The organism is Pseudoxanthomonas sp. 22568 (assembly GCF_052044485.1).
GTDB classification, from domain to species: Bacteria; Pseudomonadota; Gammaproteobacteria; order Xanthomonadales; family Xanthomonadaceae; genus Pseudoxanthomonas_A; species Pseudoxanthomonas_A beigongshangi.
This window is the reverse complement of the sequence record NZ_JBQENC010000019.1, coordinates 1-23,848: the sequence shown is the minus strand read 5'-3', so window position 1 is coordinate 23,848 and position 23,848 is coordinate 1. Positions and strand designations below refer to the sequence as shown.

Genomic DNA, 23,848 nt, shown 5'->3' with positions numbered 1-23,848 from the left:
GGATGGTCGAGGCCCCCTACAACCCGGATCCCAAGGCGCATCCGGGCCTGCACGTCATCGCCCTGTTCGAGGGGTTGAAGGGGGTACTGGCGCTGGCCGCCGCGACCGGGCTGGCGCTGCTGGGACCGCAGCCGCTGCGGCGCTGGGTGGAGGCGATGATCGCCCGCTTCCACCTCGATACCGATCACGGCACCCTGCCGTCGCTGCTCAACGCCATCAATCCCGAAGCGGTCCACCTGGCCGTCCTGGTGGTCGTGCTGTACGCGATCATGCGACTGGCTGAAGCCTGGGGCCTGTGGCGCGCCCGGGCTTGGGCTTCCTGGCTGGGCTGCATCGGCTCGGCGCTGTACCTGCCGCTGGATCTGTACGCGCTGTACCACCATCCCGGCTGGCACACCTGGGCGGTGCTGCTGATCAACCTGGCCGTGGTCTACATCCTCGGCCGCGACCTGCACAGGCGCCGCAGGGTTTGAAAGGACCTCCCGGCCTGCTAGCCTCACGCTAGCTCACCGGGGGAATCCGCCACATGCGTTCGCGAACGCTGCTGTTCTCAGCCGCCCTGATGCTGGCCGCCTGCCAGCGCCAGCCCGCCGCCGTCACCAACGCGCCCGCCGACGCGCCGACGGACTTCGCCTACGCCGAACTGGACATCGACGACCTGCAGGGACGCATGCAGCGCGGCGAACTCGACAGCCGCACCCTCACCCGCGCCTACCTGGACCGCATCGCCGCGATCGACAAGGCCGGGCCGCAACTGAACTCGGTCATCGAAATCAACGCCGACGCCATGAAGGAAGCCGCCCTGCGCGATCTCGAGCGCAAGGACAACGCGGTGCGCGGCCCGCTGCACGGCATCCCGATCCTGCTCAAGGACAACATCGACGCCACCCCGATGGTCAACTCGGCCGGTTCGCTGGCGCTGAAGGATTTCCGGCCCGCCAGCGACGCCTTCCTGGTCAAGCGCCTGCGCGAAGCCGGCGCGGTCATCCTGGGCAAGACCAACCTGAGCGAATGGGCGAACTTCCGTTCCACCCATTCCACTTCCGGATGGAGCGCCCGCGGCGGCCAGACCCGCAATCCCTACGTGCTGGATCGCAATCCCTGCGGCTCCAGTTCCGGCAGCGCGGTCGCCGTTTCGGCCAACCTCGCCGCCGCCAGCATCGGCACCGAAACCGACGGCAGCATCATCTGCCCGGCCGCGGTCAGCGGCGTGGTCGGGCTGAAGCCGACGGTCGGCCTGATCAGCCGCGACGGCATCATCCCGATCTCGTTCAGCCAGGACACCGCCGGACCGATGACCCGCAGCGTGGCGGACGCGGCGCTGCTGCTGACGGCACTGGCCGGTCGCGACGCCGCCGATCCCGCCACCACCAACGCGGCCTGGAACATCACCCTCGACTATCACGCGCGGCTGAAACCGGACGGGCTGAAGGGCGCGCGCATCGGCGTGCTGCGCAGCAAGCTCGCGATCCACCCGGACGCCGCCGCCGCGATGGAAGGCGCGATCAAGGTGATGCGCGAGGCCGGTGCGACGATCGTCGATGCCGAAATCCCGACCGATGGCCAATGGGACGAGGCCGAACTGGAATTGATGCTGTACGAGTTCAAGGCCGGGCTGGAGCGCTACCTCGCCGGCCACGGCGCGCCGGTGAAAACCCTGTCGCAGCTGATCGGCTACAACCAGCAGTACCGCGTCTCGGAGATGCCGTATTTCGGGCAGGAGCTGTTCGAGATGGCCAACGCCAAGGGTGGCCTCGGCGAAAGCGACTACATCAGCGCGCGCAGTCGCGCGCGCCGGCTGGCCGGTCCGGAGGGCATCGATGCGGCGCTCAAGGCGCAGCGGCTCGATGCGCTGATCGCGCCGGCCACCGGTCCGGCATGGCTGACCGACCACAAGGCCGGCGATCACTTCCCGGGTGCGGGCTACGGCGCCGCCGCGGTCGCGGGTTATCCCAGCCTGACGGTGCCGATGGGCCACAGCGATGGCCTGCCGCTGGGCATCGTCTTCATGGGAACCGCCTGGAGCGAGGGCCGCCTGATCGAACTCGGCTACGCCTACGAGCAACTGACCCGTGCCCGCAATCCCCCCGAGTACTGGCCAACCCTGGATACCCGCGGGTCGCAGGCGGTCCGCCGCTGAACGCTCCACTCCCTTCCCGGTTCTGGCGACCATCCGGGAGCCGGCGTAGCATGGCCGCAACTGTCCGCGCGGCCACCCGACCAGAACGCTGATGGAGCTCGATCCGCAACGCGCCTCGGAACTGCGTGCCCTGGGCAGCTCCCGCTTCGCCGCCGCAGAGCGCCGGCGGCGCCTGGACCGGCTGGCGTGGGGCGTGCTGGTGCTGTCCTTCCTGCTGTCCCTGTGGTTCGGGGTGATGGCCTGGCAGCAGGCGCGGGCCGGCGCCGGCGCGCGCTTCCATGCGCGGGCCGAAGCCATGGCCACCGCGCTGGCCACCCACATGAATGCCTACGAGGACACGGTGCGCGCCGCCGCGGCCGTGCTGGAGGCGCAGCCGGGTCTGGATCGCGCCGGCTTCCAGACCTTCGCCCGCCGGTTGCGGATTCCCAACCAGCCCACCGGCGTGCATGGCCTGGGCTTCGCGCGCCGGGTGGCGGCGGCCGAGCTACCCGCCTATCTGGCCCGCCAGCGCGAAATCCACGGGCCGGCATTCCGTCTGCATCCCGACGGCGCGCGCGACGAATACGTGGTGCTCGACCTGGTCTACCCCGAACGGGACGGCATGCTGCCGCTGCTGGGCAAGGACGTGTTCGCCGAACCTGACCGGCGCGCGGCCATGCAGCGGGCCCGTGACAGCGGACAACTGAGCATCGCCCCGCGGATCGCCCTGGCCGACAGTTCGCGCGGCGATTCCGGACGTCCCGGCTTCCTGCTTTATTCGCCGGTCTACGACGCCGCGATGCCGCTGGAGGCCGATGCGGCATTGCGCCGCGCGCACCTGCGCGGCTTTGCGACGGCGGGATTCGGCTGGGCCCAGGTGATGCAGGAAGTCGCGGGCGAAACCGGCGGCGGAGATCCGCTCGATCTGCGCCTGCTCGTCCGCGCGCCCGGTGCCCCTCCGATGCTGGTGTTCGAACGCGCCAATCTGCGCGCGCGCTACGGCACCGACATGGAGCCGGCTTTCCACTACACCCGCAACCTGGATTTCCTCGGCGGCGCCTGGGAGTTGGCCCTGTTTTCGGCTCCCGCGCGCGTCGCCATTCCCGGCCTGCTGCCCATTGCGGCACTGACGCTCTGCGGCCTGGCCTTCGGCGTGCTGATGTTCCTCCTGCTGCGCAGCCTGGCACGCGCGGAGCACCGCAGCCGCGCCTTGCTCGATGCGGTCGCCGATCACCTGCCGGCGCTGATCGCCTACGTGGGCCGGGATCGCCGCTACGGCTTCACCAACCGGGCCACCCGCGACTGGTTCGGCGACCAGGCGCCCTGGACGGATCGCACCATCGAGGAAGTCCATGCCAGCAATCCCGCGTTCCTGGCCGATCTGCGCCGGGCGCTGGAGGAAAGCACTCCGGATCACGGCGCGGTGTGGGAGACCCGCATCGGCGACCCGGAACGCCCGGTCCAGGCCTATCTGGTGCCGGACGTGGACCCCGACCGGACCATCGCCGGCTGGTACCTGATGGCCACCGACACCAGCGAGCAGAAGCGCGCGCAGCGCGAAATTTCGCTCGCCCGCGATCATCTGCAGCGCATCACCGACAAGCTGCCGGCGATGGTCGCCCAGTACGATCGCCAGGAACGCACGGTGTTCTTCAACCGCGCCTGCCAGGAGCTGCCGATCTGGCAACGCCCATACTCGCCGGGCGTGCCGATTCGCGAGATGCTGGGTGAAGAGCACTACGCGCGCCGCAAGCCCTACATCGACGCCGTGCTCTCCGGCCGCGATGTCGACTTCGAGACATCCTTCACCCTGCCCTCCGGCCCGCGCCGGATGCACGTCTACTACACACCCGACATCGGCGACGACGGCGCGGTGAACGGTTTCCTGGTGATGGTGATCGACATCACCGACAAGGCACAGCTGGAAAGCGCGCTGCACGACGCCACCGAGCGCGCCGAGGTCACCCTGTCCTCGATCAGCGAGGCGGTGGTCACGGTCGATACCGAAGGCCGCGTCACCTACATGAACCCGGCGGCGGAAGCGATCGGGGGCTGGACGCTGCAGGAGGCCGTCGGCCTCGCGCTGGAGAAAGTGCTGCCATTGCGGTCCGTCGCCGAATCCGCGGAAGAAGGCGAAACCGGTGCACCGGTTTCAGTGCCGGGCGATCTGGAACTGGCTCGGCGGGACGGTCGACGGATGCTGGTGAAGCGCTCCGTCTCGCCCCTGCACGGGCACGACGACAGTCTGATGGGTTCGGTCATGGTCCTGCGCGACATCACCGAGGAGCGCACGCTGAGCGCGCGCATGGCCTATCTGGCGCACCACGACTCGCTGACCACCCTGCCCAACCGCCTCCAGCTCAACGAGGCGCTGGCGCAGTCGATCGCCAACGCCACCCATCGTGGCACCAGCGTCGCGGTGCTGTTCATCGATCTGGACCTGTTCAAGCACGTCAACGACGCGCTTGGCCACCACATCGGCGATCAACTGCTGCAGCAGGTAGCCAAGCGGATCCAGCGCAACATCGGCAACCTGGGCACGGTCTACCGGACCGGCGGCGACGAGTTCGTCGTGCTGCTGGACAACGTGGTCAACCGCGACGGCGTCGCGCTGATCGCAGAGCGATTGCTGGCGATCGGCGGCACGCCCTACACGGTGGCCTCGCACGAGTTGCACCAGGCCTTCAGCATCGGCGTCAGCCTGTTCCCCGAGGATGGCTACGATGCGCCCACCCTGATGATGCGTTCCGACGCGGCGATGTACCTGGCCAAGCGCAACGGCCGCAATGCGTTCCGTTTCTACACCCGCGAACTGGCGTCGAGCGTGGACGCGCGCATCGAGCTGGAAAGCAGCCTGCGCCGCAGTCTGCGCAACGGCGATCTGACCCTCTACTACCAGCCGCAGATCGACCGCCGCACCGGCCGCATCGTCGGCGTCGAAGGACTGGTGCGCTGGAAGCGCGGCGAGCGGCTGATGCTGCCCGGCGAATTCCTGCCGATCGCCGAGGAAACCAACCTCATCGTCGATCTGGACCAATGGGCCATCCGCGCCGCCTGCCGACAGAGCCGGCAGTGGCAGCAGATGGGCCTGCCGCCGATCCGGGTTTCGGTGAATGTCGCCGCCGCCAACTTCGACACCGATACGCTGGTGGACACCGTCGTCTCCGCGCTCGGCGAAAGCGGCCTGCCCGCCGAGTACCTGGAACTGGAAGTCACCGAAACCACACTGATGCGCGACGTGCAGCGCACCGACCACGTCCTGCGCGCGCTCAAGGCGCTGGGCGTGCGCATCGCCATCGATGATTTCGGCACCGGCTTCTCCAGCCTGAGTTACCTGGGCAACTACGGCTTCAACGTGCTCAAGATCGACCAGTCGTTCGTGCGCGACGTCACCGAGGCCAACCAGGGCGCGATCACCCGCGCCATCATCGGCCTCGCCGGTCAGCTCCAGTGCCGCACGGTCGCCGAGGGCGTCGAGACCCAGGCACAGCTGGCGTGGCTGGTGGCCAACGGATGCGACGAATTGCAGGGCAACCTGTTCAGCCCTCCGGTTCCGGCGGCCGATTTCGCCCGCCTGTTCGCAGGCGAGCCTTCATGGTTCATTCCGCAACCGGCGCGCGGGATGCACGCGCACTGGTCCTGAGTCGGGCTCAGCGCTCGGCCGGCGACGCCAGCTGGTTCTGCTTGCGCACGATCGACATCGCGATTTCCAGCGATTGCTCGTAGTTCAGGCGTGGGTCCACGGTCGAGCGATATGCGCGCTCCAGGTCGGCGTCGGTCAGTTCGCGCGCGCCACCGGTGCATTCGGTGACGTCCTCGCCGGTCAGTTCCAGGTGCACGCCTCCCAGCCGGGTTCCGGCCGCGGCGTGCAGATCGAATGACTGCTCGACCTCGCCCCGGATGTTGTCGAACCGGCGGGTCTTGTAGCCGTTGGAAGTGCTCTCGGTATTGCCGTGCATCGGATCGCAGACCCACAGCACGCGCCGGCCGTCGCGGCGGACCGCTTCCAGCAACGGCGGCAGCTTCTCGGCGATCTGGGTCGCGCCCATGCGGTGGATGAAGGTCAAGCGGCCCGGCTCGTCTTCCGGATTCAGCACATCGATCAGGCGCAGCAGTTGATCGGGCGAGACCGACGGCCCCACCTTGATGGCGATCGGATTGCGCACGCCGCGAAGATACTCCACGTGCGCGCCATCGACCGCCGCGGTGCGCATGCCAATCCACGGGAAGTGCGTGCTCAGGTTGAACCAGCCCCACTGCCGCGGCACTTCACGGGTCAACGCTTCCTCGTAAGGCAGCAGCAGCGCTTCGTGCGAGGTATAGAAATCGATGCGATTGAGATTGTGGACTTCGGATCCGGACAGGGTCTCCATGAAGCGCACGGCGTCGCCAATCGAGCGCACCATGTCCTGGTACTCAGCCGCCAGCGGCGAGTAGCCCACCCAGCTCAGGTTCCAGTATTCCGGATGGTGCAGGTCGGCGAAACCGCCGTCGATCAGCGCGCGCACGAAATTCATCGTCATCGCCGAACGCGCATGCGCCTTGATCATCCGGCGCGGATCCGGGATCCGCGCCTCCGCGGTGAACTCCGACCGGTTGACCAGATCGCCGCGATAGCTGGGCAGCGTGATCCCATCGCGGGTCTCGTTGTCGGCCGAACGCGGCTTGGCGTACTGGCCGGCGAACCGTCCCACCCGCACCACCGGCAGGCGCAGGCCATGCACCAGCACCAGGCTCATCTGCAGCAGGACCTTCAACCGGTTGGAGATCAGCCCCGACTCGCAGTCGCTGAAACTCTCGGCGCAGTCACCGCCCTGCAACAGGAAGCGCTTGCCTTCCTGCGCCTCGGCCAGCTGCTTCTTCAGCGCGAAGATTTCCCACGACGTCACCAGCGGCGGCAACTGCCGAAGTTCGGCCAGCGCCGACGCGAGCTCCGCGGCGTCGGGATAGGTCGGCATCTGCACCGCCGGCCGTTCGCGCCAACTGTCGGGCGCCCAGTTTGCGGGCAGGCTGACGGCGCGGAGATTGCGATCGGGGGAGCTCATGGGGAATTCCTCGTGCGGTCCACCATGGTGACAGAATGGTGCGCCGCGTCAAACCTCAGTAGTAGCGCGACTTGCGCCGCTTGAACGCGGCGAACAGCGCCCACAGGGCCAGCAGCACGAACCAGACCAACGCCCAGCCCGGCATCGACAAGCCCAGGAAGGCCCAGTCGACCTTGGCGCATTCGCCGGAGCCGGTCAGCACCTGCCTCAGCACGTCGCCCATCGGGAAGGCTTCCATCATGTAGGCCAGATCCGGGCCACAGGCCGGCACCTGATCCGGCGGCAGGCCCTGCAGCCAGACGTGACGTCCGGCGATACCGATGCCCAGCCCGGCCGCCGCCAGTCCGAGAATGCCGTAAAAGCCGCGCCCGCCCGCCGCTTTCGGCGAGTGCAGGCCGCCCAGCAGGAACACCAGCGCCAGCAGCGCGAACGCACCGCGCTGGAAGGTGCACAGCGGACAGGGAATCAGCCCCTGGACATGCTCCAGATACAGCGCATAGCCCAACAGGCCGGCGCAGATGACGAAGCCAAGGAGAAACTGCGCGCGGAACGACCAGCGGAACGGGTTCATGAAAGCTCGCTGCGGACGGGTAAGGCGCATTATCGCCGTGTGAAGGCCAAAAACAAATTCCAGCTGGTTACCAGCGATTCCCTTCGCGGCCTCCTCCCCAAGGACGACGCGCCGGCGGGGAATCCGCATTCCGCTCCCATCCCCGGGGCCGGATCCTCCGGACACAAAAAACCCCGGCATCGCCGGGGTCTTTCGGGGTCCTGCGGGACGGCGGATTACTCGGCCGCTTCCGGACGGTCCACGAGTTCCACGTAGGCCATCGGCGCATTGTCGCCAGCGCGGAAACCGCACTTGAGGATACGCAGGTAACCGCCCGGACGGGACTGGTAGCGCGGGCCGAGGGTGGTGAACAGGGTACCGACGGCTTCCTTGTCGCGCAGGCGCGAGAAGGCGAGGCGGCGGTTGGCGACGCCGTCGACCTTGGCCAAGGTGATCAGCGGCTCGGCGACGCGGCGCAGTTCCTTGGCCTTGGGCAGGGTGGTACGGATGAGGCCGTGCTTGATCAGCGAGGCAGCCATGTTGCTGAACATCGCTTCGCGATGGGCGCTGGTGCGGCTGAACTTGCGGCCGGCTTTCTGGTGGCGCATGGTTTTGATTCCTGATGATGAATGTTGAAGCTGTTGGACGTCGTTGTCGCCTTCCTGGCGTTGGAACTTGGACTGCGGATGGCCCGAACCGGCCTGTGCTCCCTGGCCGGAAACCGCCGCGGACCTTCAGGCCCGTCGACGTTGTTGCTCTGGTGAAACCACCCGCGCCCGGAGGCGCGGGGTATTGCGATGACTGCGTGCGGCTTAGCCGAGCATGCCGTGCTGGGCGACGCCGGCCGGCGGCCAGTTCTCCAGCTTCATGCCCAGGGACAGGCCACGCTGCGCCAGGACTTCCTTGATCTCGGTCAGCGACTTCTTGCCGAGGTTCGGGGTCTTGAGCAGTTCCACTTCGGTCTTCTGGATCAGGTCGCCGATGTAGTAGATGCTCTCGGCCTTCAGGCAGTTGGCCGAACGCACGGTCAGTTCCAGATCGTCGATCGGACGCAGCAGCACCGGATCCACGCCGCTGCTGGCCGGCTTGGCCGCGCCGCGGTCGCGGTGGGTGAAGTCGCCGAACACCGACAGCTGGTCGCTGAGGATGTCGGCGGCGGTGCGCACGGCTTCCTCGGCGTCGATCGTGCCGTTGGTCTCGATATCCAGGACCAGCTTGTCCAGGTCGGTACGCTGCTCCACGCGCGCGGCTTCCACGGCGTAGGCGACGCGGCGGACCGGCGAGAACGAGGCGTCCAGCACCAGGCGGCCGATGCTGCGGGTCTCTTCATCCGGACGACGGCGGGCAGCCGCCGGCTGGTAGCCGAAACCGCGCTCGATCTTCAGGCGCATGTTGATCGCGGTGTCCTTGGTCAGGTTGCAGATGACCAGGTCCGGATTGAGGATTTCGACGTTGTGATCGGTCTTGATGTCGGCGGCGGTCACCACGCCCGGGCCCTGCTTGCTCAGGGTCAGGGTCGAGGAATCACCGGTGTGGATGCGGATGGCCACATCCTTGAGGTTCAGCAGGACTTCCAGCACGTCTTCCTGCAGGCCTTCGATGGTGCTGTATTCGTGCAGCACGCCGTCGATCTCGACTTCGGTGATCGCGAAGCCGGGAATCGAGGAGAGCAGCACGCGGCGCAGCGCATTGCCGAGCGTATGGCCGTAACCACGCTCCAGCGGTTCGATGACCACTTTGGCGCGGTTGTCGGTCAGACGCTCGATCTGCGGGCCGCGGGGGCGCAGCACTTGCTGAGTGATACCCGTCATGTTGCTTTGTCTCCTGCAAACCCCCGACGGGGGCATCGGGGGTGCGTGAATGAATTACTTCGAGTACAACTCGACGATCAGCGCTTCGTTGATGTCCGCAGGCAGGTCGGAACGTTCCGGCACGGCCTTGAACACGCCGCTGAACTTCTTCGCGTCGACTTCGATCCAGGACGGGCTCAGGTCGAGCTGTTCGGACAGGGTCAGCGACTCCTGCACGCGCAGCTGCTTCTGGGCACGCTCGGACAGGGCGATCGCGTCACCGGCCTTGACCTGGTAGGACGGCAGGTTGACCGGCTTGCCGTTGACCAGCACGCCGCGGTGCGAGACCAGCTGGCGGGCGGCCGGACGGGTCACGGCGAAGCCCATGCGGTAGATCACGTTGTCCAGGCGGGTTTCCAGCAACTGCAGCAGGTTCTCGCCGGTGTTGCCCTTCTTGGTCGAGGCCTTCTTGTAGTAGTTGCGGAACTGGCGCTCCAGCAGACCGTAGATACGCTTGACCTTCTGCTTTTCGCGCAGCTGGGTGGCGTAGTCGGACAGCTTGCCCTTGCGGGCGGCACCGTGCTGGCCGGGCTTCTGCTCCAGCTTGCACTTGGAGTCCAGCGCGCGGGCCGGGCTCTTCAGGGACAGGTCGGCGCCTTCGCGGCGCGCGAGCTTACAGGTAGGACCGATATAACGAGCCATTTCTTATCGCCCCCTTAGACGCGACGCTTCTTCGGCGGACGGCACCCGTTGTGCGGGATTGGCGTCACGTCGATGATGTTGGTGATCTTGTAGCCGACGTTGTTCAACGAACGAACGGCCGACTCACGGCCCGGACCCGGGCCCTTGATGCGGACTTCCAGCGACTTCACGCCGTAGTCCAGCGCGGCACGGCCGGCCTTTTCGGCGGCGACCTGTGCGGCGAACGGAGTCGACTTGCGCGAACCGCGGAAACCGGCACCACCCGAGGTCGCCCAGGAAAGCGCATTGCCCTGGCGATCGGTGATGGTGACGATGGTGTTGTTGAAAGAAGCGTGGACGTGGGCGACGCCGTCGGTGATGACGCGCTTGATCTTCTTCTTGACTTTGGCAGCAGCTGGCTTGGCCATGATGGTCGCCCCTTACTTCTTGATGGCTTTGCGCGGACCCTTGCGGGTACGAGCGTTGGTGCGGGTGCGCTGGCCGCGCAGCGGCAGGCCGCGGCGATGGCGCAGGCCGCGATAGCAGCCCAGATCCATCAGGCGCTTGATCGCGATGCCGACTTCACGGCGCAGGTCGCCCTCGACGACGTACTTGCCGACTTCGGCGCGCAGGCGCTCGACTTCCGGCTCCGACAGGTCGCGGATCTTGGTGGTCGATGCGACGCCAGCGGCTTCGCAGACCTTCTTGGAACGGGTACGGCCAATGCCGTAAATGCTTTGCAAACCGACCCAGACATGCTTCTGGGCAGGCAGGTTGACACCTGCAATACGCGCCATGACGCGGTCTCCAACTGTGTTTGATGGCCCGGCAGGCCGCCTTCCGGCAAGGAAAACGGGCAGACGGACGGAGTGAACTGGAAATTTTAGCAAGATCTCGGGTTACTGGGAAGCCCGCGCCGACCAGGGGTCGGCACGAAGCCCGGCATGGGGAGTGTGCCCATGCTCCGGCGCCGGAAGCTGCCTGGTGCCGGGCTTCCGGGGTTTCCCCCGGGGCCCTGCCCCGCCCGCGCTACTCTGGCGCGGGACCGGCGGCTTCACACCCGTGCGCGAGATCGCCGCCCGGGCCGCCCTTTTGGTTGGTCCGGTCCTCTCGGGCCGGCCGCGCGGAAGGCTTCCGCGCCAGGGGAGCGATTATCCGCGCGAAAGTCCGCCGCGGGAACCACCCTTCAAATTTGCCTTCTTCAACAGGCTTTCGTACTGGTGCGACATCAGGTGCGCCTGGACCTGCGCGATGAAGTCCATCACCACCACCACCACGATCAGCAGCGAGGTGCCGCCGAAGTAGAACGACGTGCCCAACTGGGTTCGCATCACTTCCGGCAGCAGGCACACCGCCACCAGGTACAGCGAGCCGGCCGCGGTCAGGCGGGTCAGCACGCCGTCGACGTAATCCGCCGTCGCCTTGCCCGGACGGATGCCCGGAATCAGCGCGCCCGACTTCTTCAGGTTTTCGGCGGTTTCCTGCGAGTTGAACACCAGCGCCGTGTAGAAGAACGCGAAGCCGATGATCATCGCCGCGAACACGATCATGTGCAGCGGTTCGCCCGGCGCCAGCGCCTGCGAGATGCGCTGCAACCAGGTGGTCGCGCCGTTCTGGCCGGACCACATCGCCAGCGTGGCCGGGAAGGCCAGGATGCTGGAGGCGAAGATCGGCGGGATGACGCCGGACATGTTGAGCTTCAGCGGCAGGAACGAGGTCTGGTTCATGTACGCGCTGCGGCCACCCTGGCGGCGTGCGTAATTCACCGTGATGCGGCGCTGGCCGCGTTCCACGAACACCACGAAGAAGGTGAAGCCGAAGACCACCAGCACGATGATGATCAGCGAGATGGCGCTGAGCGTACCGGCCTGGAAGGCTTCCAGGGTGGTCAGCACGGCGCCCGGCAGGCCAGCGACGATGCCGGCGAAGATGATCAACGACACGCCGTTGCCGACGCCGCGCTCGGTCACCTGCTCGCCCAGCCACATCAGGAAGATGGTGCCGGCGGTCAGCGCCACCACGGCGGTCAGGACGAAGCCGAGGCCCGGTGCATACACCACCGGCACGCCGCCCGGAGCGACCTGGTTCTGCAGCGCGACGGCGATGCTGCCGCCCTGCACGACCGCCAGCAGCACCGCGCCGATGCGCGAGTACTGGGTGATCTTGCGGCGGCCGGACTCGCCTTCCTTCTGCATCGCCTTCAGGCTGGGGAAGATGTGCACGCCCAGCTGCATCACGATCGACGCCGAGATGTACGGCATCACGTTCAGCGCGAAGATGCTGAAGCGATGCAGGGCGCCACCCGAGAACATGTTGAACATGTCCACGATGCCGCCCTGGTTCTGCATCATCGCGAGCATGGCGTCGGGATTGACGCCCGGCACCGGCACGTAGCAGCCGATGCGATAGACGATCAAGGCACCCAGCACGAACAGCAGGCGCTGGCGGAGTTCGGTGAACTTGCCTGCGCCTGCCAGCGCGCTGGCGGCATTACCCTGCGCCATGCGTCACTTACTCCTGCACGCTGCCGCCAGCGGCTTCGATAGCCGCCTTGGCACCTGCGGTGGCCAGCACGCCCTTCAGCACGAACTTCTTGGTCAGTTCGCCCTTCTTGACGATCTTGGCGCGCTTGGCGGTGCTGGGGACCAGCTTGGCGGCACGCAGCGCGGCGAAGTCGATCTCGCCGGCTTCCAGCTTGTCCAGCTGGTAGGACAGCACTTCCGCGGTGTCCTGCTTGAGCTTGGAACGGAAACCGACCTTCGGCAGACGCTTGATCAGCGGCATCTGGCCGCCTTCGAACTTCGCCTTGATCTTGCCCTTGCCCGCACGGGCGAAGGAACCCTTGTGACCGCGACCGGCGGTCTTGCCCAGGCCGGAACCGATACCGCGGCCAACGCGGGTGCGTTCGGCGCGGGCGCCCTCGGCGGGCTTCAACGTATTCAGACGCATGATGATTACTCCTCGACCTTGACGAGGTAGTGGACCTTGGCGATCAGGCCGCGAACCTGCGGGCTGTCCTTGAGTTCACGCACATCGTTCAGCTTGTTCAGGCCCAGCGCCTTCACCGACAGGCGGTGGCGGGACTGGGAACCACGCAGGCCGCGCACCAGGCGGACCTTGACGGTCTTGTTGGACTCGTTAGCCATTGAGGAGTTCCTCCACCTTCTTGCCGCGCTTGGCCGCGATGCGGGTGGGCGACTGCATGTCGTTCAGGCCCTTCAGGGTGGCGCGCACCAGATTGATCGGGTTGCGCGAACCGACAGCCTTGGCCAGCACGTTCTTCACGCCGACCGCTTCCAGCACGGCGCGCATCGCGCCGCCGGCGATCACGCCGGTACCTTCCGACGCCGGCTGCATGAACACGCGCGCCGCGCCGTGACCGGCCTTGACCGGGTGCCACAGGGTGCCGTTGTTCAGGTCGACGTTGGACATGTTCTTGCGGGCATACTCCATCGACTTCTGGATGGCGACCGGCACTTCGCGCGCCTTGCCGTAGCCGAAACCAATCTTGCCGGCGCCGTCGCCCACCACCGTCAGCGCGGTGAAGGTGAACTGGCGGCCGCCCTTGACGGTCTTGCTGACGCGGTTGACCGCGACCAGCTTCTCGATCATGCCGTCGTCGACTTTCTCTTCGCGGTTGCGGTCGCGATCACGACCCCGCGGTTCACGTTGTTCTGCCATTTCGAAATCCTTGGTTGATGTGGATTTGTGGCTTGGCCACTTATGGTTGTGGAGTACTTCGTTGCCACGCTTCCGGTCACACAAGGACCGGGGCGCCCGGCGCAGCCCGCGCCGGCAGGTCAAGGCATGGGGTCGCCCCCATGCCTTTCAAGATTAGAACTGCAGGCCGCCTTCGCGGGCCGCGTCGGCCAGGGCCTTGATGCGGCCATGGAAGCGGTAACCGGAACGGTCGAAGGCCACCTTCTCGATGCCCGCGGCCTTGGCGCGCTCGGCGATCAGCTTGCCGACCTTGGCGGCGGCGTCGCTGTTCTTGCCGTTCTTCAGGCCATCCTTCACGTCGGACTGCAGGGTGTTCGCCGAAGCGATGACCTTGGCGCCGTCGGCGGTGAACAGCTGGGCGTAGATGTGCTGGCCGGTACGCAGGACGGACAGGCGCGGCACACCCAGTTCGCGGATGTGCGCACGGGTCGACTTGGCGCGGCGCAGGCGGGCGGTGTTCTTGATGCTCATGATCTGGTTCCTCGAAGCCGAAGGCGTGCTTACGCCTTCTTCGCTTCCTTACGGATGATGGTCTCGTCGGAGTACTTCACGCCCTTGCCCTTGTAGGGCTCCGGCGGACGGAAACCGCGGATCTTGGCGGCGACTTCGCCCACGCGCTGCTTGTCCGCGCCCTGGACCAGGATTTCGGTCTGGGTCGGGGTGGCGATGGTGATGCCTTCCGGCGCCTTGAACACGACCGGGTGCGAGAAGCCGAGCGACAGGCTCAGATCCTTGCCCTGCATCGCGGCACGGTAACCCACGCCGACCAGTTCCAGCTTGCGCTCGAAACCTTCGGACACGCCCTTCACCATGTTGGCGAGGATGGCGCGGATGGTACCGGTGATGGCGTCGTGCTCGATGGCTTCCGGCGCCAGGTTGGCAACGCCGTTCTCGATCTTCACTTCGACGCCGGCGGGCTTGGTGATCGCCAGGATGCCCTTCGGGCCCTTGACGGTCAGCGTTTCCGCCTGGAGATTGATTTCAACGCCCTTGGGCAGGGCAATCGGCTTTTTGGCTACACGGGACATTGGCTTACTCCGTTAGGCCACGAAGCACAGGACTTCACCGCCGACGCCCTGCTGGCGCGCCTGCGCATCGGTCATGATGCCCTTGGAAGTGGAAATGATGGCGACGCCCAGGCCGCCGAGGACCTTCGGCAGCTCGGCCTTGCCACGGTACTGGCGAAGGCCCGAACGGGACACGCGCGACAGCTTCTCGATGACCGGCTTGCCTTCGAAGTACTTCAGGACGATTTCCAGCTCGGCCTTGTTGTTTTCCGTCTTCGTCACGCGCGCGTCGGCGATGTAGCCTTCCGACTTCAGGACGTTGGCGATCGAGGCCTTGATCTTGGAGGACGGCATCTTCACCGTCTGCTTGCCGACCGCGGCCGCATTCTTGATGCGGACCAGCATGTCGGCGATGGGATCAGTCATGCTCATAAGTAAATGCCTTTTGAGTAGCACCGATATCCGCTTTCGCGAAAATCTTGGGTTGTGCCTGGAAGCCCCAGGTGGCGGCCCCGACGGGGCCCCGGTCCGCGGCGGGCCGCGGGAACCGGCAATTGTACAGCAACAAGTCCGGCATGTGCCGGACTTGGATTCTGGCCATCCCGGGGAGTGCCCGGGAGGCCGGATGGCTTACCAGCTGGCCTTGCGCAGGCCCGGCACGTCGCCACGCATGGTGGCTTCGCGCAGCTTGTTGCGGCCGAGGCCGAACTTGCGGTAGACGCCGCGCGAACGGCCGGACAGCTCGCAGCGGTTGCGCTCGCGGCACGGCGACGAGTCGCGCGGCAGCTTCTGCAGCTTGGTCACGGCTTCCATCTTTTCTTCATAGGAAGCGGTGGTGCCCGAGATGATCTTCTTCAGCGCTTCGCGCTTGGTGGCGTACTTCTTCGCCAGCTTGGCCCGCTTGATATCGCGGTTCACCATTGAGGTCTTGGCCATGTGTGGTATTCCTCGCGATATCAGTTGCGGAACGGGAACTTGAACGCTTCCAGCAGCGCCTTGGCTTCGGCGTCGCTCTTGGCGGTCGTGGTGATGGCGATATCCATGCCGCGGAGCGCGTCGACCTGGTCGAAGTCGATTTCCGGGAAGATGATCTGTTCCTTCACGCCCATGTTGTAGTTGCCGCGGCCGTCGAACGAACGACCCGACACGCCGCGGAAGTCACGCACGCGCGGCAGCGAGATGTTGATCAGGCGATCCAGGAACTCGTACATCTTGGCGCGACGCAGGGTCACCTTGCAGCCGATCGGCCAGCCGTCGCGGATCTTGAACGAAGCCACCGAAATGCGGGACTTGGTCGTGATCGGCTTCTGGCCGCTGATCTTGGCCAGGTCGGCCACGGCGTTTTCCAGGATCTTCTTGTTGGTCGCCGCTTCACCCACACCCATGTTGATGGTGATCTTGGTGATCTTCGGGACTTCCATCGGATTGGTGTAACCGAACTTCTTCATCAGAGCCGGCGCCACTTCTTCCTTGTAAATTTTTTCGAGACGGGTGGTCATGACCTCATTCCTCAGGCGTCGAGCGCCTCACCACTGGAGCGGAACACACGCAGTTTGCGTCCATCCTCCAGGACCTTGAAACCGATACGCTCGCCCTTGCCGGTGGCCGGGTTGAACAGCGCGACGTTCGAAATGTGGATCGAGGATTCACGCTCGACCACGCCGCCGGCGATGCCCGCCTGCGGATTCGGCTTGGTGTGGCGCTTGACGACGTTGACGTTGGAGACGACCACGCGGTCACCGTCCACGCGCACCACGTCGCCCTTCTTGCCCTTGTCCTTGCCGGCGATGACGACCACCTGGTCGCCCTTCTTGATACGGTTTGCCATTTCTATGTCCTCCGCTCAGAGCACTTCAGGCGCGAGCGAAACGATCTTCATGAACTTCTCGGAACGCAGCTCGCGGGTCACGGGCCCGAAGATGCGGGTACCGATCGGCTCCTGCTTGTTGTTGAGCAGCACGGCGGCGTTGCCGTCGAAGCGGATCAGCGAACCGTCCGGGCGACGAACGCCCTTGCGGGTGCGCACGACCACGGCATCGTAGACTTCGCCCTTCTTGACCTTGCCACGCGGGATGGCGTCCTTGACGGTCACCTTGATGATGTCGCCGATGCCGGCGTAACGGCGCTTGGAGCCGCCCAGCACCTTGATGCACATCAGTTCCTTGGCGCCGGAGTTGTCGGCCGCGTCAAGGTAGCTCTGCATCTGGATCATGATTCAGATCTCCTCTTATTCAGCCGCGCGGGTGATGATTTCCACCACGCGCCAGTTCTTGGTCTTGGACATCGGGGCGATTTCGGTCACCCGCACCACGTCGCCTTCCTTGCAGCTGTTGTCCGCGTCGTGCGCGTGCAGCTTGGTGGAACGACGAATGTACTTGCCGTACAGGGCATGCTTGACCTGACGCTCCACCAGCACGGTGACGGTCTTGTCCATCTTGTTGCTGACGACGCGGCCTTCGATGGTGCGTTGCGCTTTGTCTTTGTTATCGCTCATCTCGGGCGCTCCTTACTTCTTGCCGCCAAGCAGGGTCTTGACGCGAGCGATCTCGCGGCGAACCCGGCGGGTTTCATGGGTCTTCGGCAGCTGGCCGGTGACCTTCTGCATGCGCAGGGAGAACTGCTCCTTGCGCAGATCGGTCAGGTGGGCCTTCAGTTCGTCAGCCGACTTCTCGCGGAGTTGCTTGAGTTCCATTAGCGCACCGTCCGGGTCACGAATTGGGTGGTGACGGACAGCTTGGCCGCGGCCAGGCGGAACGCCTCGCGCGCGATTTCCTCGCTGACGCCTTCGATTTCATAAATCATGCGGCCGGGCTGGATCTGGGCGACCCAGTACTCCACGTTGCCCTTACCGGAGCCCATTCGGACTTCGATCGGCTTCTTGGTGATCGGCTTGTCGGGGAACACGCGGATCCACATCTTGCCGCCACGCTTGACGTAACGGCTGATGGAGCGGCGGGCCGCCTCGATCTGGCGCGCTGTCAGCTGACCGTGCGCCGTGGCCTTCAGGCCGTACTCGCCGAAGCTGACGAGGTTGCCGTTCCAGCTCAGGCCGTCGTTACGGCCCTTGTGCATCTTGCGGAATTTGGTTCGCTTGGGTTGCAACATGATTATTCCCTCGCCTCGCGATCACGGCGCGGTCCACGCGGACGGTCGCTGCGCTCATTGCGTTCGGCGCGCGGCGTGTCGTCCTGCTTTTCCTGGCCCACCTGGCTGAAATCGAAGATTTCGCCCTTGTAGACCCACACCTTGATGCCGATGATGCCGTAGGTGGTCTTGGCTTCAGCAAAGCCGTAGTCGATGTCCGCACGCAGGGTGTGCAGCGGCACGCGACCTTCGCGGTACCACTCCGAACGGGCGATTTCGGCGCCGTTCAAGCGGCCAGCGACATTGACCTTGATGCCCAGGGCGCCCAGGCGCATCGCGTTGCCGACCGCACGCTTCATGGCGCGGCGGAACATGATGCGGCGCTCCAGCTGCTGGGCGATCGACTCGGCCACCAGCTGCGCGTCCAGTTCCGGCTTGCGGACTTCGGTGACGTTGATGTGCGCCGGAACGCCCATCAGGTCGCTGACTTCCTTGCGCAGCTTCTCGATGTCCTCACCACGCTTGCCGATCACCACGCCCGGACGGGCGGTGTGGATGGTCACGCGGGCGGTCTTGGCCGGACGCTCGATCAGGATCTTGGAGATGCCCGCCTGCGCCAGCTTCTTGCGCAGCATTTCGCGCACCTTGAGGTCGGCGGCCAGGTAGTCGGCGTAGTCGCGCTTGTTGGCGAACCACTTGGAATTCCAGTCCTTGGCGATGCCCAGGCGGATTCCGGTCGGATGAACTTTGTGACCCATACTTATTTGCCCTCGCCCACGACCACGGTGATGTGGCTGGTGCGCTTAAGAATGCGGGTACCACGGCCCTTGGCACGGGCCATGAAACGCTTCAGCACCGGACCTTCGTCGACCATGATGGTCTTGACCTTCAGCTCGTCGACGTCGGCACCCTGGTTGTTCTCGGCGTTGGCGATAGCGGACTCGACCACCTTCTTGATCAGGTGGGCGGCCTTCTTGTCCGAGAACTTCAGCAGGTTGACGGCGCGTTCGGCCGACAGGCCACGCACCTGGTCAGCAACCAGGCGGGCCTTCTGCGGGGAGATGCGCGCGGTGCGCAGGATGGCTTTCGCTTCCATGGTCATCTCTCCTTACTTCTTCCCGCCGGCTTTCTTGTCGCCACCGTGGCCCTTGAAGGTACGGGTGACGGCAAATTCGCCGAGCTTGTGGCCAACCATGTTCTCGTTGACGAGCACCGGAACGTGGTTCTTGCCGTTGTGGATGGCGATCGTGAAGCCCACCATTTCCGGCAGGATCATCGAGCGGCGCGACCAGGTCTTGATCGGCTTCTTGCTGCCGCCCGCGGCCTCCACCTTCTTGATGAGGTGGTGATCGACGAACGGGCCCTTCTTGAGTGAACGTGCCATGGTCGATTAGCCCCTACGATCGCGGACGATGAATTGCTGAGTGCGCTTGTTCTTGCGCGTCTTGTAACCCTTGGTCGGCACACCCCAGGGGGTGACCGGATGCGGGTTGCCCTGGCCGGCCTTGGCCTCACCACCACCGTGCGGATGGTCAACCGGGTTCATGGCCGCACCGCGGACGGTCGGCTTGACACCGCGCCAGCGCTTGGCACCGGCCTTGCCCAGCTTTTCCAGGCTGTGCTCGTCGTTGCCGACTTCGCCGACGGTGGCGCGGCACTCGACCTGCACCTTGCGCATTTCGCCCGAGCGCAGGCGCAGCGTGGCGAAGCCCTGCTCGCGGGCAACCAGCTGCACGGCAGCACCGGCGGCGCGGGCGATCTGGGCGCCCTTGCCCGGCTTCAGCTCGATGCCGTGCACGGTGGTACCGACCGGGATGTTGCGCAGCGGCAGCGTGTTGCCGACCTTGATCGGCGCATCGCTGCCGGCGATGACCTGGTCACCGGCCTTCAGGCCCTTCGGGGCGATGATGTAGCGGCGCTCGCCATCGACGTAGCACAGCAGCGCGATGTGCGCGGTGCGGTTCGGATCGTATTCGATCCGCTCAACGCGCGCCGGGATGCCTTCCTTGTCGCGCTTGAAGTCGATGATGCGGTAATGCTGCTTGTGGCCACCGCCGATGTGGCGGGTGGTGATGCGGCCGTGGTGGTTGCGACCGCCGGTCTTGCTCTGCTTTTCAAGCAGCGCAGCATGCGGGGCACCCTTGTGCAGGTCCGGCGTCACCACGCGGACCGCGGAACGGCGGCCGGCGGAGGTTGGCTTGAATTTCATCAATGGCATGTGGGTCTACCTCAGGCCTTGGCCGTTACGTCGATAGCCTGGCCCTCGGCCAGACGCACGTACGCCTTGCGCCAGTCGCCGCGACGGCCGTTGCGGAAACGGAAGGACTTGTTCTTGCCCTTCACGTTGACCACATTGACTGCCTCGACCTTGACGTCGAACAACTTTTCCACGGCGGCCTTCACATCGGCCTTGGTGGCGTCGTTCGAAACTTCAAAGACGTATTGGTTGGAAACTTCCTGCAGGCGCGCCGTCTTCTCGGAGACACGCGGAGCACGCAGCACGCTGAAGATTTTTTCGTTGCTCATGCCAGCCACTCCTCGATCTTCTTGACGGCATCGGCGGTGACGACGACGCTGTCGGCGCCCACCAGGGCGACCGGATCCAGGCCCTGCACGTCGCGCACTTCCACATACGGCAGGTTGCGGGCGGACAGGTACAGATGCTCGGAGGCGTCTTCGGTGACGATCAGCGGACGCTGACCGACTTCCAGACCCTTCAGCTTTTCGATCAGCGTCTTGGTCCTGGTGGTGTCGAGGTCGAACGCATCCACCACCATCAGGCGGTTCTGGCGGTTCAGCTCCGACAGGATCGCGCAGATGGCCGCGCGGTACATCTTGCGGTTGACCTTCTGGTCGAAGCTGCGGGGCTTCGCTGCGAAGGTCACGCCGCCGCCGACGAAGATCGGCGCAGTCAGCGCACCGTGACGGGCACCACCGCCCTTCTGCTTCTTCGACTTCTTGGTGGTGCCGTTGACTTCGGCGCGGGTCTTCTGCGCCTTGGTACCGGCACGACCGGCATTGCGATAGGCAACGACGACCTGGTGGACCAGATCTTCGCTGAATTCACGACCGAACACGGCGTCGGAAACCGACAGCTTGTTGGCGCTACCTGTAATGGCTAGTTCCATTGTCGTTCTCCTTAAGCCTTGCTAGCCGGACGCACGATCACGTCGCCACCGGCAGCACCCGGAACGGCGCCGCGGACGGCGATCAGGCCGCGCTCGGCATCGACGCGAACCACTTCAAGGTTCTGGGTGCTCTGCTGCACCGCGCCCATGTGACCGGACATCTTCTTGCCCGGGAAAACGCGACCCGGGGTCTGGCGCTGGCCCAGCGAACCCGGCGCGCGATGCGACAGCGAGTTACCGTGGGTGGCGTCGCCCATGGTGAAGTTCCAGCGCTTGATGGTGCCCTGGAAGCCCTTGCCCTTGGTCACGCCCTGGACGTCGACCTTCTGGCCCACTTCGAAAATGTCGGCCTTGATTTCGCCGCCGACGGTGAAGTCGCCCAGCTTGTCGGCTTCGACGCGCAGTTCCCACAGGCCACGACCGGCTTCGACCTTGGCCTTGGCCAGGTGGCCGGCGACCGGCTTGGTGACCAGCGACGCACGGCGGGTGCCGACGGCAACCTGCACGGCGCTGTAGCCGTCGGTTTCCTGGGTCTTGATCTGGGTGATGCGGTTCGGGGTGGCTTCAATCAGCGTCACCGGAATGGACTTGCCGTCCTCGGTGAACACGCGGGTCATGCCGGCCTTGCGGCCGACGATTCCCAACGAATACTTCTTCGCGGTCATGGTCGTTGGCCTCAGGTCAGCTTGATCTGGACGTCGACGCCGGCCGCGAGTTCGAGCTTCATCAGCGCGTCCACGGTCTTGTCGTTGGGGTCGACGATATCGAGCACACGCTTGTGCGTGCGGGTTTCGTACTGGTCGCGGGCGTCCTTGTCGACGTGCGGGGAAACCAGGACGGTGTAGCGTTCGATCTTGGTCGGCAGCGGGATCGGGCCGCGCACTTGCGCGCCGGTCCGCTTGGCCGTCTCAACGATCTCGCTGGCCGAGCGGTCGATCAAGCGATGATCGTACGCCTTGAGCCGGATTCGGATCTTTTGGTCCGCCATGACGGAATTTCCTTCGTTAAAGAGCGACGGGCGCGGCTTCTGGGATGCCTTGCCCCGGTAGGGTCCAGACGTTCAGCCCCGTTCCGGAACCGCCGGAAAGCGCGGTAACGGTGAGCCTGAGCGGCCTGGGGTTTCATCCTGAAAAACTGGGCAGGCCGGTAAACCGGCCCGCCCAGACAGAAAAGTATAGGACGCATGACTGGCCCCGTCAATAGCGGGGCGTCCACCCCTGAAACCGGGCGGCAGGCACGCGACTCTCCTTGTCTGGCGAACACGAAGCACTCCCTGCGCTTCTTTTCGCGGTAGCGCCGGCATACCTCCCAGGGGGGACCGGCGCGGGTATTGCGATATCCCGGGATGGCTGGGCCATCTGGGGGCGCGCATTATAGCGATGTTTTTGCTGGTTTGCAGCAAATCCGGCGAATTTTTATTACCGGAGACCGGTGGAGGCTGGAATCCCTGCCCCGCCGGGGTACTTCTCGCCTTGCCGGTTCAATGGCCCCGGCTTTCGCCAGGAAAAGAACCGACAAAACGGGGCGGGCCTTTCGGCCCGCCCCGTCGATTCATTACTTGATGATCTTGGCCACGACGCCGGCGCCGACGGTACGACCGCCTTCGCGAATGGCGAAACGCAGACCTTCGTCCATCGCCACCGGGTTGATGAGCTGCACGGTCATCTTGATGTTGTCGCCCGGCATCACCATCTCGGTGCCTTCCGGCAGCGTCACCGCACCGGTGATGTCCGTGGTGCGGAAGTAGAACTGCGGACGGTAACCCTTGAAGAACGGCGTGTGACGGCCACCCTCGTCCTTCGACAGCACGTACACCTCGGCCTCGAACTCGGTGTGCGGGGTGATGGAACCCGGCTTGGCCAGCACCTGGCCACGCTCCACGTCGTCACGCTTGGTGCCGCGCAGCAGCAGGCCCGCGTTGTCGCCCGCCTGGCCCTGGTCCAGCAGCTTGCGGAACATTTCCACGCCCGTGACCGTGGTCTTCTGGGTCGGACGGATACCGACGATTTCGATTTCGTCGCCCACCTTGATGATGCCGCGCTCGATACGACCGGTCACCACCGTGCCACGGCCCGAAATCGAGAACACGTCTTCCACCGGCATCAGGAACGGCTTGTCCACGTCACGCTGCGGCTCCGGAATGAACGTGTCCAGCGCTTCCACCAGCTTCAGGATGGCCGGCACGCCAATCTCCGACTGGTCGCCTTCCAGCGCCAGGCGCGCCGAACCGTGGATGATGGGGGTGTCGTCGCCCGGGAACTCGTACTTGGTCAGCAGCTCGCGAACTTCCATTTCCACCAGTTCCAGCAGCTCGGCGTCGTCCACCATGTCCGCCTTGTTCAGGAACACCACGATGTACGGCACGCCCACCTGGCGCGACAGCAGGATGTGCTCGCGCGTCTGCGGCATCGGGCCGTCCGCGGCCGAGCACACCAGAATCGCGCCGTCCATCTGCGCCGCACCGGTAATCATGTTCTTCACGTAGTCCGCGTGACCCGGGCAGTCCACGTGCGCGTAGTGGCGCGTCGGGCTTTCGTATTCCACGTGCGCCGTCGAAATCGTGATGCCGCGAGCCTTCTCTTCCGGCGCCGCGTCAATCGCGTCGTACGCCTTGAACTCGCCGCCAAAGCGCTCGGCACCCACCTTCGTCAGCGCCGCCGTCAGCGTCGTCTTGCCGTGGTCAACGTGACCAATCGTGCCCACGTTCACGTGCGGCTTGGTGCG

General features: G+C 65.4%; 33 protein-coding genes. 3 read left to right on the top strand and 30 right to left on the bottom strand.

All coding sequences use genetic code 11. The annotated features are described in order from the left end of the window. The first annotated feature begins 2 nt into the window (after window positions 1–2). From ACTJI2_RS18390 to ACTJI2_RS18380, 3 genes are all read left to right on the top strand, one after another. Window positions 3–473, top strand: coding sequence for a DUF2127 domain-containing protein (locus ACTJI2_RS18390; RefSeq protein ID WP_440842957.1), 471 nt, complete (start codon window positions 3–5; stop codon window positions 471–473). A gap of 53 nt (window positions 474–526) precedes the next feature. After that, window positions 527–2,140 carry an amidase gene (locus ACTJI2_RS18385; protein ID WP_192199238.1) on the top strand — a complete coding sequence of 538 codons (1,614 nt, stop codon included), beginning with the start codon at window positions 527–529 and terminating at the stop codon, window positions 2,138–2,140. Between the two features lie 91 nt (window positions 2,141–2,231). Beyond that, window positions 2,232–5,762: a bifunctional diguanylate cyclase/phosphodiesterase gene (locus ACTJI2_RS18380; RefSeq protein WP_440842956.1), complete on the top strand. Its 3,531-nt coding sequence runs from the start codon at window positions 2,232–2,234 to the stop codon at window positions 5,760–5,762. A 7-nt stretch (window positions 5,763–5,769) separates the two neighbouring features. Here the strand turns inward: ACTJI2_RS18380 and ACTJI2_RS18375 are convergent, their stop codons facing one another. The 30 genes from ACTJI2_RS18375 to tuf form a co-directional block, all read right to left on the bottom strand. Continuing rightward, window positions 5,770–7,164, bottom strand: a complete 1,395-nt coding sequence (locus ACTJI2_RS18375; protein ID WP_440842955.1) for a class II 3-deoxy-7-phosphoheptulonate synthase — start codon at window positions 7,162–7,164, stop codon at window positions 5,770–5,772. Window positions 7,165–7,219: 55 nt separating this feature from the next. Beyond that, window positions 7,220–7,735 (bottom strand): disulfide bond formation protein B, encoded by a 516-nt coding sequence (locus ACTJI2_RS18370; RefSeq protein ID WP_183638666.1) that lies wholly within the window; start codon window positions 7,733–7,735, stop codon window positions 7,220–7,222. 215 nt (window positions 7,736–7,950) lie between these two features. Beyond that, window positions 7,951–8,322: a 50S ribosomal protein L17 gene (gene rplQ / locus ACTJI2_RS18365; RefSeq protein ID WP_183638668.1), complete on the bottom strand. Its 372-nt coding sequence runs from the start codon at window positions 8,320–8,322 to the stop codon at window positions 7,951–7,953. Window positions 8,323–8,526: 204 nt separating this feature from the next. After that, entirely contained in the window at window positions 8,527–9,525 is a 999-nt protein-coding gene (locus tag ACTJI2_RS18360) for a DNA-directed RNA polymerase subunit alpha (protein ID WP_141455898.1), read from the bottom strand. Window positions 9,526–9,579: 54 nt separating this feature from the next. Beyond that, complete coding sequence (rpsD, locus tag ACTJI2_RS18355) at window positions 9,580–10,206, bottom strand: 30S ribosomal protein S4 (RefSeq protein ID WP_141455897.1); 627 nt, start codon at window positions 10,204–10,206, stop codon at window positions 9,580–9,582. Between the two features lie 14 nt (window positions 10,207–10,220). After that, window positions 10,221–10,613: a 30S ribosomal protein S11 gene (gene rpsK / locus ACTJI2_RS18350; RefSeq protein ID WP_055941307.1), complete on the bottom strand. Its 393-nt coding sequence runs from the start codon at window positions 10,611–10,613 to the stop codon at window positions 10,221–10,223. Window positions 10,614–10,625: 12 nt separating this feature from the next. Next, window positions 10,626–10,982, bottom strand: coding sequence for a 30S ribosomal protein S13 (rpsM, locus tag ACTJI2_RS18345; RefSeq protein ID WP_055943298.1), 357 nt, complete (start codon window positions 10,980–10,982; stop codon window positions 10,626–10,628). Window positions 10,983–11,336: 354 nt separating this feature from the next. Continuing rightward, window positions 11,337–12,689 (bottom strand): preprotein translocase subunit SecY, encoded by a 1,353-nt coding sequence (gene secY, locus ACTJI2_RS18340; RefSeq protein WP_183638670.1) that lies wholly within the window; start codon window positions 12,687–12,689, stop codon window positions 11,337–11,339. Window positions 12,690–12,696: 7 nt separating this feature from the next. Beyond that, a complete protein-coding gene (gene rplO, locus ACTJI2_RS18335) occupies window positions 12,697–13,140 on the bottom strand; it encodes a 50S ribosomal protein L15 (RefSeq protein WP_181444278.1) in 444 nt (147 codons plus the stop codon). Continuing rightward, complete coding sequence (rpmD, locus tag ACTJI2_RS18330) at window positions 13,140–13,331, bottom strand: 50S ribosomal protein L30 (protein ID WP_055941302.1); 192 nt, start codon at window positions 13,329–13,331, stop codon at window positions 13,140–13,142. The genes rplO and rpmD overlap by 1 nt, the downstream gene beginning before the upstream one ends. Further along, a complete protein-coding gene (gene rpsE, locus ACTJI2_RS18325) occupies window positions 13,324–13,866 on the bottom strand; it encodes a 30S ribosomal protein S5 (RefSeq protein WP_141455894.1) in 543 nt (180 codons plus the stop codon). The genes rpmD and rpsE overlap by 8 nt, the downstream gene beginning before the upstream one ends. Before the next feature lie 153 nt (window positions 13,867–14,019). Then, window positions 14,020–14,376, bottom strand: a complete 357-nt coding sequence (gene rplR, locus ACTJI2_RS18320) for a 50S ribosomal protein L18 (RefSeq protein ID WP_183638672.1) — start codon at window positions 14,374–14,376, stop codon at window positions 14,020–14,022. A gap of 29 nt (window positions 14,377–14,405) precedes the next feature. Next, the gene (gene rplF / locus ACTJI2_RS18315; RefSeq protein WP_440842954.1) at window positions 14,406–14,933 is read right to left on the bottom strand and encodes a 50S ribosomal protein L6; all 528 of its coding nucleotides are present in this window, start codon (window positions 14,931–14,933) and stop codon (window positions 14,406–14,408) included. A gap of 12 nt (window positions 14,934–14,945) precedes the next feature. Next, entirely contained in the window at window positions 14,946–15,344 is a 399-nt protein-coding gene (rpsH, locus tag ACTJI2_RS18310; RefSeq protein WP_141455891.1) for a 30S ribosomal protein S8, read from the bottom strand. 198 nt (window positions 15,345–15,542) lie between these two features. After that, window positions 15,543–15,848, bottom strand: coding sequence for a 30S ribosomal protein S14 (rpsN, locus tag ACTJI2_RS18305; protein WP_183638676.1), 306 nt, complete (start codon window positions 15,846–15,848; stop codon window positions 15,543–15,545). Window positions 15,849–15,868: 20 nt separating this feature from the next. Further along, window positions 15,869–16,411: a 50S ribosomal protein L5 gene (gene rplE / locus ACTJI2_RS18300; RefSeq protein ID WP_141455889.1), complete on the bottom strand. Its 543-nt coding sequence runs from the start codon at window positions 16,409–16,411 to the stop codon at window positions 15,869–15,871. A gap of 11 nt (window positions 16,412–16,422) precedes the next feature. After that, complete coding sequence (rplX, locus tag ACTJI2_RS18295; protein WP_141455888.1) at window positions 16,423–16,740, bottom strand: 50S ribosomal protein L24; 318 nt, start codon at window positions 16,738–16,740, stop codon at window positions 16,423–16,425. A 15-nt stretch (window positions 16,741–16,755) separates the two neighbouring features. Next, complete coding sequence (gene rplN / locus ACTJI2_RS18290; RefSeq protein ID WP_013535986.1) at window positions 16,756–17,124, bottom strand: 50S ribosomal protein L14; 369 nt, start codon at window positions 17,122–17,124, stop codon at window positions 16,756–16,758. Window positions 17,125–17,139: 15 nt separating this feature from the next. After that, window positions 17,140–17,406 carry a 30S ribosomal protein S17 gene (rpsQ, locus tag ACTJI2_RS18285; RefSeq protein ID WP_183638678.1) on the bottom strand — a complete coding sequence of 89 codons (267 nt, stop codon included), beginning with the start codon at window positions 17,404–17,406 and terminating at the stop codon, window positions 17,140–17,142. Between the two features lie 12 nt (window positions 17,407–17,418). Continuing rightward, complete coding sequence (gene rpmC, locus ACTJI2_RS18280) at window positions 17,419–17,604, bottom strand: 50S ribosomal protein L29 (RefSeq protein WP_141455886.1); 186 nt, start codon at window positions 17,602–17,604, stop codon at window positions 17,419–17,421. Then, entirely contained in the window at window positions 17,604–18,017 is a 414-nt protein-coding gene (rplP, locus tag ACTJI2_RS18275; protein WP_183638680.1) for a 50S ribosomal protein L16, read from the bottom strand. The genes rpmC and rplP overlap by 1 nt, the downstream gene beginning before the upstream one ends. A 2-nt stretch (window positions 18,018–18,019) precedes the next feature. Further along, window positions 18,020–18,754, bottom strand: a complete 735-nt coding sequence (gene rpsC, locus ACTJI2_RS18270; RefSeq protein WP_141455884.1) for a 30S ribosomal protein S3 — start codon at window positions 18,752–18,754, stop codon at window positions 18,020–18,022. A 2-nt stretch (window positions 18,755–18,756) separates the two neighbouring features. Next, window positions 18,757–19,092 carry a 50S ribosomal protein L22 gene (gene rplV, locus ACTJI2_RS18265; protein ID WP_079724420.1) on the bottom strand — a complete coding sequence of 112 codons (336 nt, stop codon included), beginning with the start codon at window positions 19,090–19,092 and terminating at the stop codon, window positions 18,757–18,759. Window positions 19,093–19,104: 12 nt separating this feature from the next. Beyond that, window positions 19,105–19,380 (bottom strand): 30S ribosomal protein S19, encoded by a 276-nt coding sequence (gene rpsS / locus ACTJI2_RS18260; RefSeq protein WP_183638682.1) that lies wholly within the window; start codon window positions 19,378–19,380, stop codon window positions 19,105–19,107. Between the two features lie 6 nt (window positions 19,381–19,386). After that, window positions 19,387–20,214: a 50S ribosomal protein L2 gene (gene rplB / locus ACTJI2_RS18255; protein ID WP_141455883.1), complete on the bottom strand. Its 828-nt coding sequence runs from the start codon at window positions 20,212–20,214 to the stop codon at window positions 19,387–19,389. An 11-nt stretch (window positions 20,215–20,225) separates the two neighbouring features. After that, the gene (gene rplW, locus ACTJI2_RS18250) at window positions 20,226–20,522 is read right to left on the bottom strand and encodes a 50S ribosomal protein L23 (RefSeq protein WP_141455882.1); all 297 of its coding nucleotides are present in this window, start codon (window positions 20,520–20,522) and stop codon (window positions 20,226–20,228) included. Next, on the bottom strand, window positions 20,519–21,124 hold the full coding sequence (gene rplD / locus ACTJI2_RS18245; protein WP_440842953.1) for a 50S ribosomal protein L4: 606 nt from the start codon (window positions 21,122–21,124) through the stop codon (window positions 20,519–20,521). The genes rplW and rplD overlap by 4 nt, the downstream gene beginning before the upstream one ends. An 11-nt stretch (window positions 21,125–21,135) precedes the next feature. Then, window positions 21,136–21,789 (bottom strand): 50S ribosomal protein L3, encoded by a 654-nt coding sequence (gene rplC / locus ACTJI2_RS18240; protein ID WP_183638685.1) that lies wholly within the window; start codon window positions 21,787–21,789, stop codon window positions 21,136–21,138. An 11-nt stretch (window positions 21,790–21,800) separates the two neighbouring features. Further along, the gene (gene rpsJ / locus ACTJI2_RS18235) at window positions 21,801–22,112 is read right to left on the bottom strand and encodes a 30S ribosomal protein S10 (protein ID WP_022968186.1); all 312 of its coding nucleotides are present in this window, start codon (window positions 22,110–22,112) and stop codon (window positions 21,801–21,803) included. Window positions 22,113–22,678: 566 nt separating this feature from the next. Further along, window positions 22,679–23,848, bottom strand: a 1,170-nt coding sequence (tuf, locus tag ACTJI2_RS18230) for an elongation factor Tu (RefSeq protein ID WP_235997023.1), incomplete at its 5' end; no start/stop codon positions are given.

Bases quoted from the DNA above. Each gene is read 5' to 3' on its own strand.
- rpmD (WP_055941302.1), bottom strand. From the start codon at position 13,331: ATGGCTAACGAGTCCAACAAGACCGTCAAGGTCCGCCTGGTGCGCGGC.
- rpsK (WP_055941307.1), bottom strand. From the start codon at position 10,613: ATGGCCAAGCCAGCTGCTGCCAAAGTCAAGAAGAAGATCAAGCGCGTC.
- rplW (WP_141455882.1), bottom strand. From the start codon at position 20,522: ATGAGCAACGAAAAAATCTTCAGCGTGCTGCGTGCTCCGCGTGTCTCC.
- rpsC (WP_141455884.1), bottom strand. From the start codon at position 18,754: ATGGGTCACAAAGTTCATCCGACCGGAATCCGCCTGGGCATCGCCAAG.
- rpsS (WP_183638682.1), bottom strand. From the start codon at position 19,380: ATGGCACGTTCACTCAAGAAGGGCCCGTTCGTCGATCACCACCTCATC.
- rplP (WP_183638680.1), bottom strand. From the start codon at position 18,017: ATGTTGCAACCCAAGCGAACCAAATTCCGCAAGATGCACAAGGGCCGT.
- rpsD (WP_141455897.1), bottom strand. From the start codon at position 10,206: ATGGCTCGTTATATCGGTCCTACCTGTAAGCTCGCGCGCCGCGAAGGC.
- rplD (WP_440842953.1), bottom strand. From the start codon at position 21,124: ATGGAACTAGCCATTACAGGTAGCGCCAACAAGCTGTCGGTTTCCGAC.
- rplB (WP_141455883.1), bottom strand. From the start codon at position 20,214: ATGCCATTGATGAAATTCAAGCCAACCTCCGCCGGCCGCCGTTCCGCG.
- rplQ (WP_183638668.1), bottom strand. From the start codon at position 8,322: ATGCGCCACCAGAAAGCCGGCCGCAAGTTCAGCCGCACCAGCGCCCAT.
- rplE (WP_141455889.1), bottom strand. From the start codon at position 16,411: ATGACCACCCGTCTCGAAAAAATTTACAAGGAAGAAGTGGCGCCGGCT.
- secY (WP_183638670.1), bottom strand. From the start codon at position 12,689: ATGGCGCAGGGTAATGCCGCCAGCGCGCTGGCAGGCGCAGGCAAGTTC.
- ACTJI2_RS18370 (WP_183638666.1), bottom strand. From the start codon at position 7,735: ATGAACCCGTTCCGCTGGTCGTTCCGCGCGCAGTTTCTCCTTGGCTTC.
- rpsQ (WP_183638678.1), bottom strand. From the start codon at position 17,406: ATGAGCGATAACAAAGACAAAGCGCAACGCACCATCGAAGGCCGCGTC.
- ACTJI2_RS18360 (WP_141455898.1), bottom strand. From the start codon at position 9,525: ATGACGGGTATCACTCAGCAAGTGCTGCGCCCCCGCGGCCCGCAGATC.
- rpsJ (WP_022968186.1), bottom strand. From the start codon at position 22,112: ATGGCGGACCAAAAGATCCGAATCCGGCTCAAGGCGTACGATCATCGC.
- rpsE (WP_141455894.1), bottom strand. From the start codon at position 13,866: ATGGCAGAACAACGTGAACCGCGGGGTCGTGATCGCGACCGCAACCGC.
- rplR (WP_183638672.1), bottom strand. From the start codon at position 14,376: ATGAGCATCAAGAACACCGCCCGCCTGCGCCGCGCCAAGTCGACCCGT.
- rpsN (WP_183638676.1), bottom strand. From the start codon at position 15,848: ATGGCCAAGACCTCAATGGTGAACCGCGATATCAAGCGGGCCAAGCTG.
- ACTJI2_RS18385 (WP_192199238.1), top strand. From the start codon at position 527: ATGCGTTCGCGAACGCTGCTGTTCTCAGCCGCCCTGATGCTGGCCGCC.
- ACTJI2_RS18390 (WP_440842957.1), top strand. From the start codon at position 3: ATGGTCGAGGCCCCCTACAACCCGGATCCCAAGGCGCATCCGGGCCTG.
- rpmC (WP_141455886.1), bottom strand. From the start codon at position 17,604: ATGGAACTCAAGCAACTCCGCGAGAAGTCGGCTGACGAACTGAAGGCC.
- rpsM (WP_055943298.1), bottom strand. From the start codon at position 10,982: ATGGCGCGTATTGCAGGTGTCAACCTGCCTGCCCAGAAGCATGTCTGG.
- ACTJI2_RS18380 (WP_440842956.1), top strand. From the start codon at position 2,232: ATGGAGCTCGATCCGCAACGCGCCTCGGAACTGCGTGCCCTGGGCAGC.
- ACTJI2_RS18375 (WP_440842955.1), bottom strand. From the start codon at position 7,164: ATGAGCTCCCCCGATCGCAATCTCCGCGCCGTCAGCCTGCCCGCAAAC.
- rplV (WP_079724420.1), bottom strand. From the start codon at position 19,092: ATGGAAGCGAAAGCCATCCTGCGCACCGCGCGCATCTCCCCGCAGAAG.
- rplN (WP_013535986.1), bottom strand. From the start codon at position 17,124: ATGATCCAGATGCAGAGCTACCTTGACGCGGCCGACAACTCCGGCGCC.
- rplC (WP_183638685.1), bottom strand. From the start codon at position 21,789: ATGACCGCGAAGAAGTATTCGTTGGGAATCGTCGGCCGCAAGGCCGGC.
- rpsH (WP_141455891.1), bottom strand. From the start codon at position 15,344: ATGAGCATGACTGATCCCATCGCCGACATGCTGGTCCGCATCAAGAAT.
- rplX (WP_141455888.1), bottom strand. From the start codon at position 16,740: ATGGCAAACCGTATCAAGAAGGGCGACCAGGTGGTCGTCATCGCCGGC.
- rplF (WP_440842954.1), bottom strand. From the start codon at position 14,933: ATGTCCCGTGTAGCCAAAAAGCCGATTGCCCTGCCCAAGGGCGTTGAA.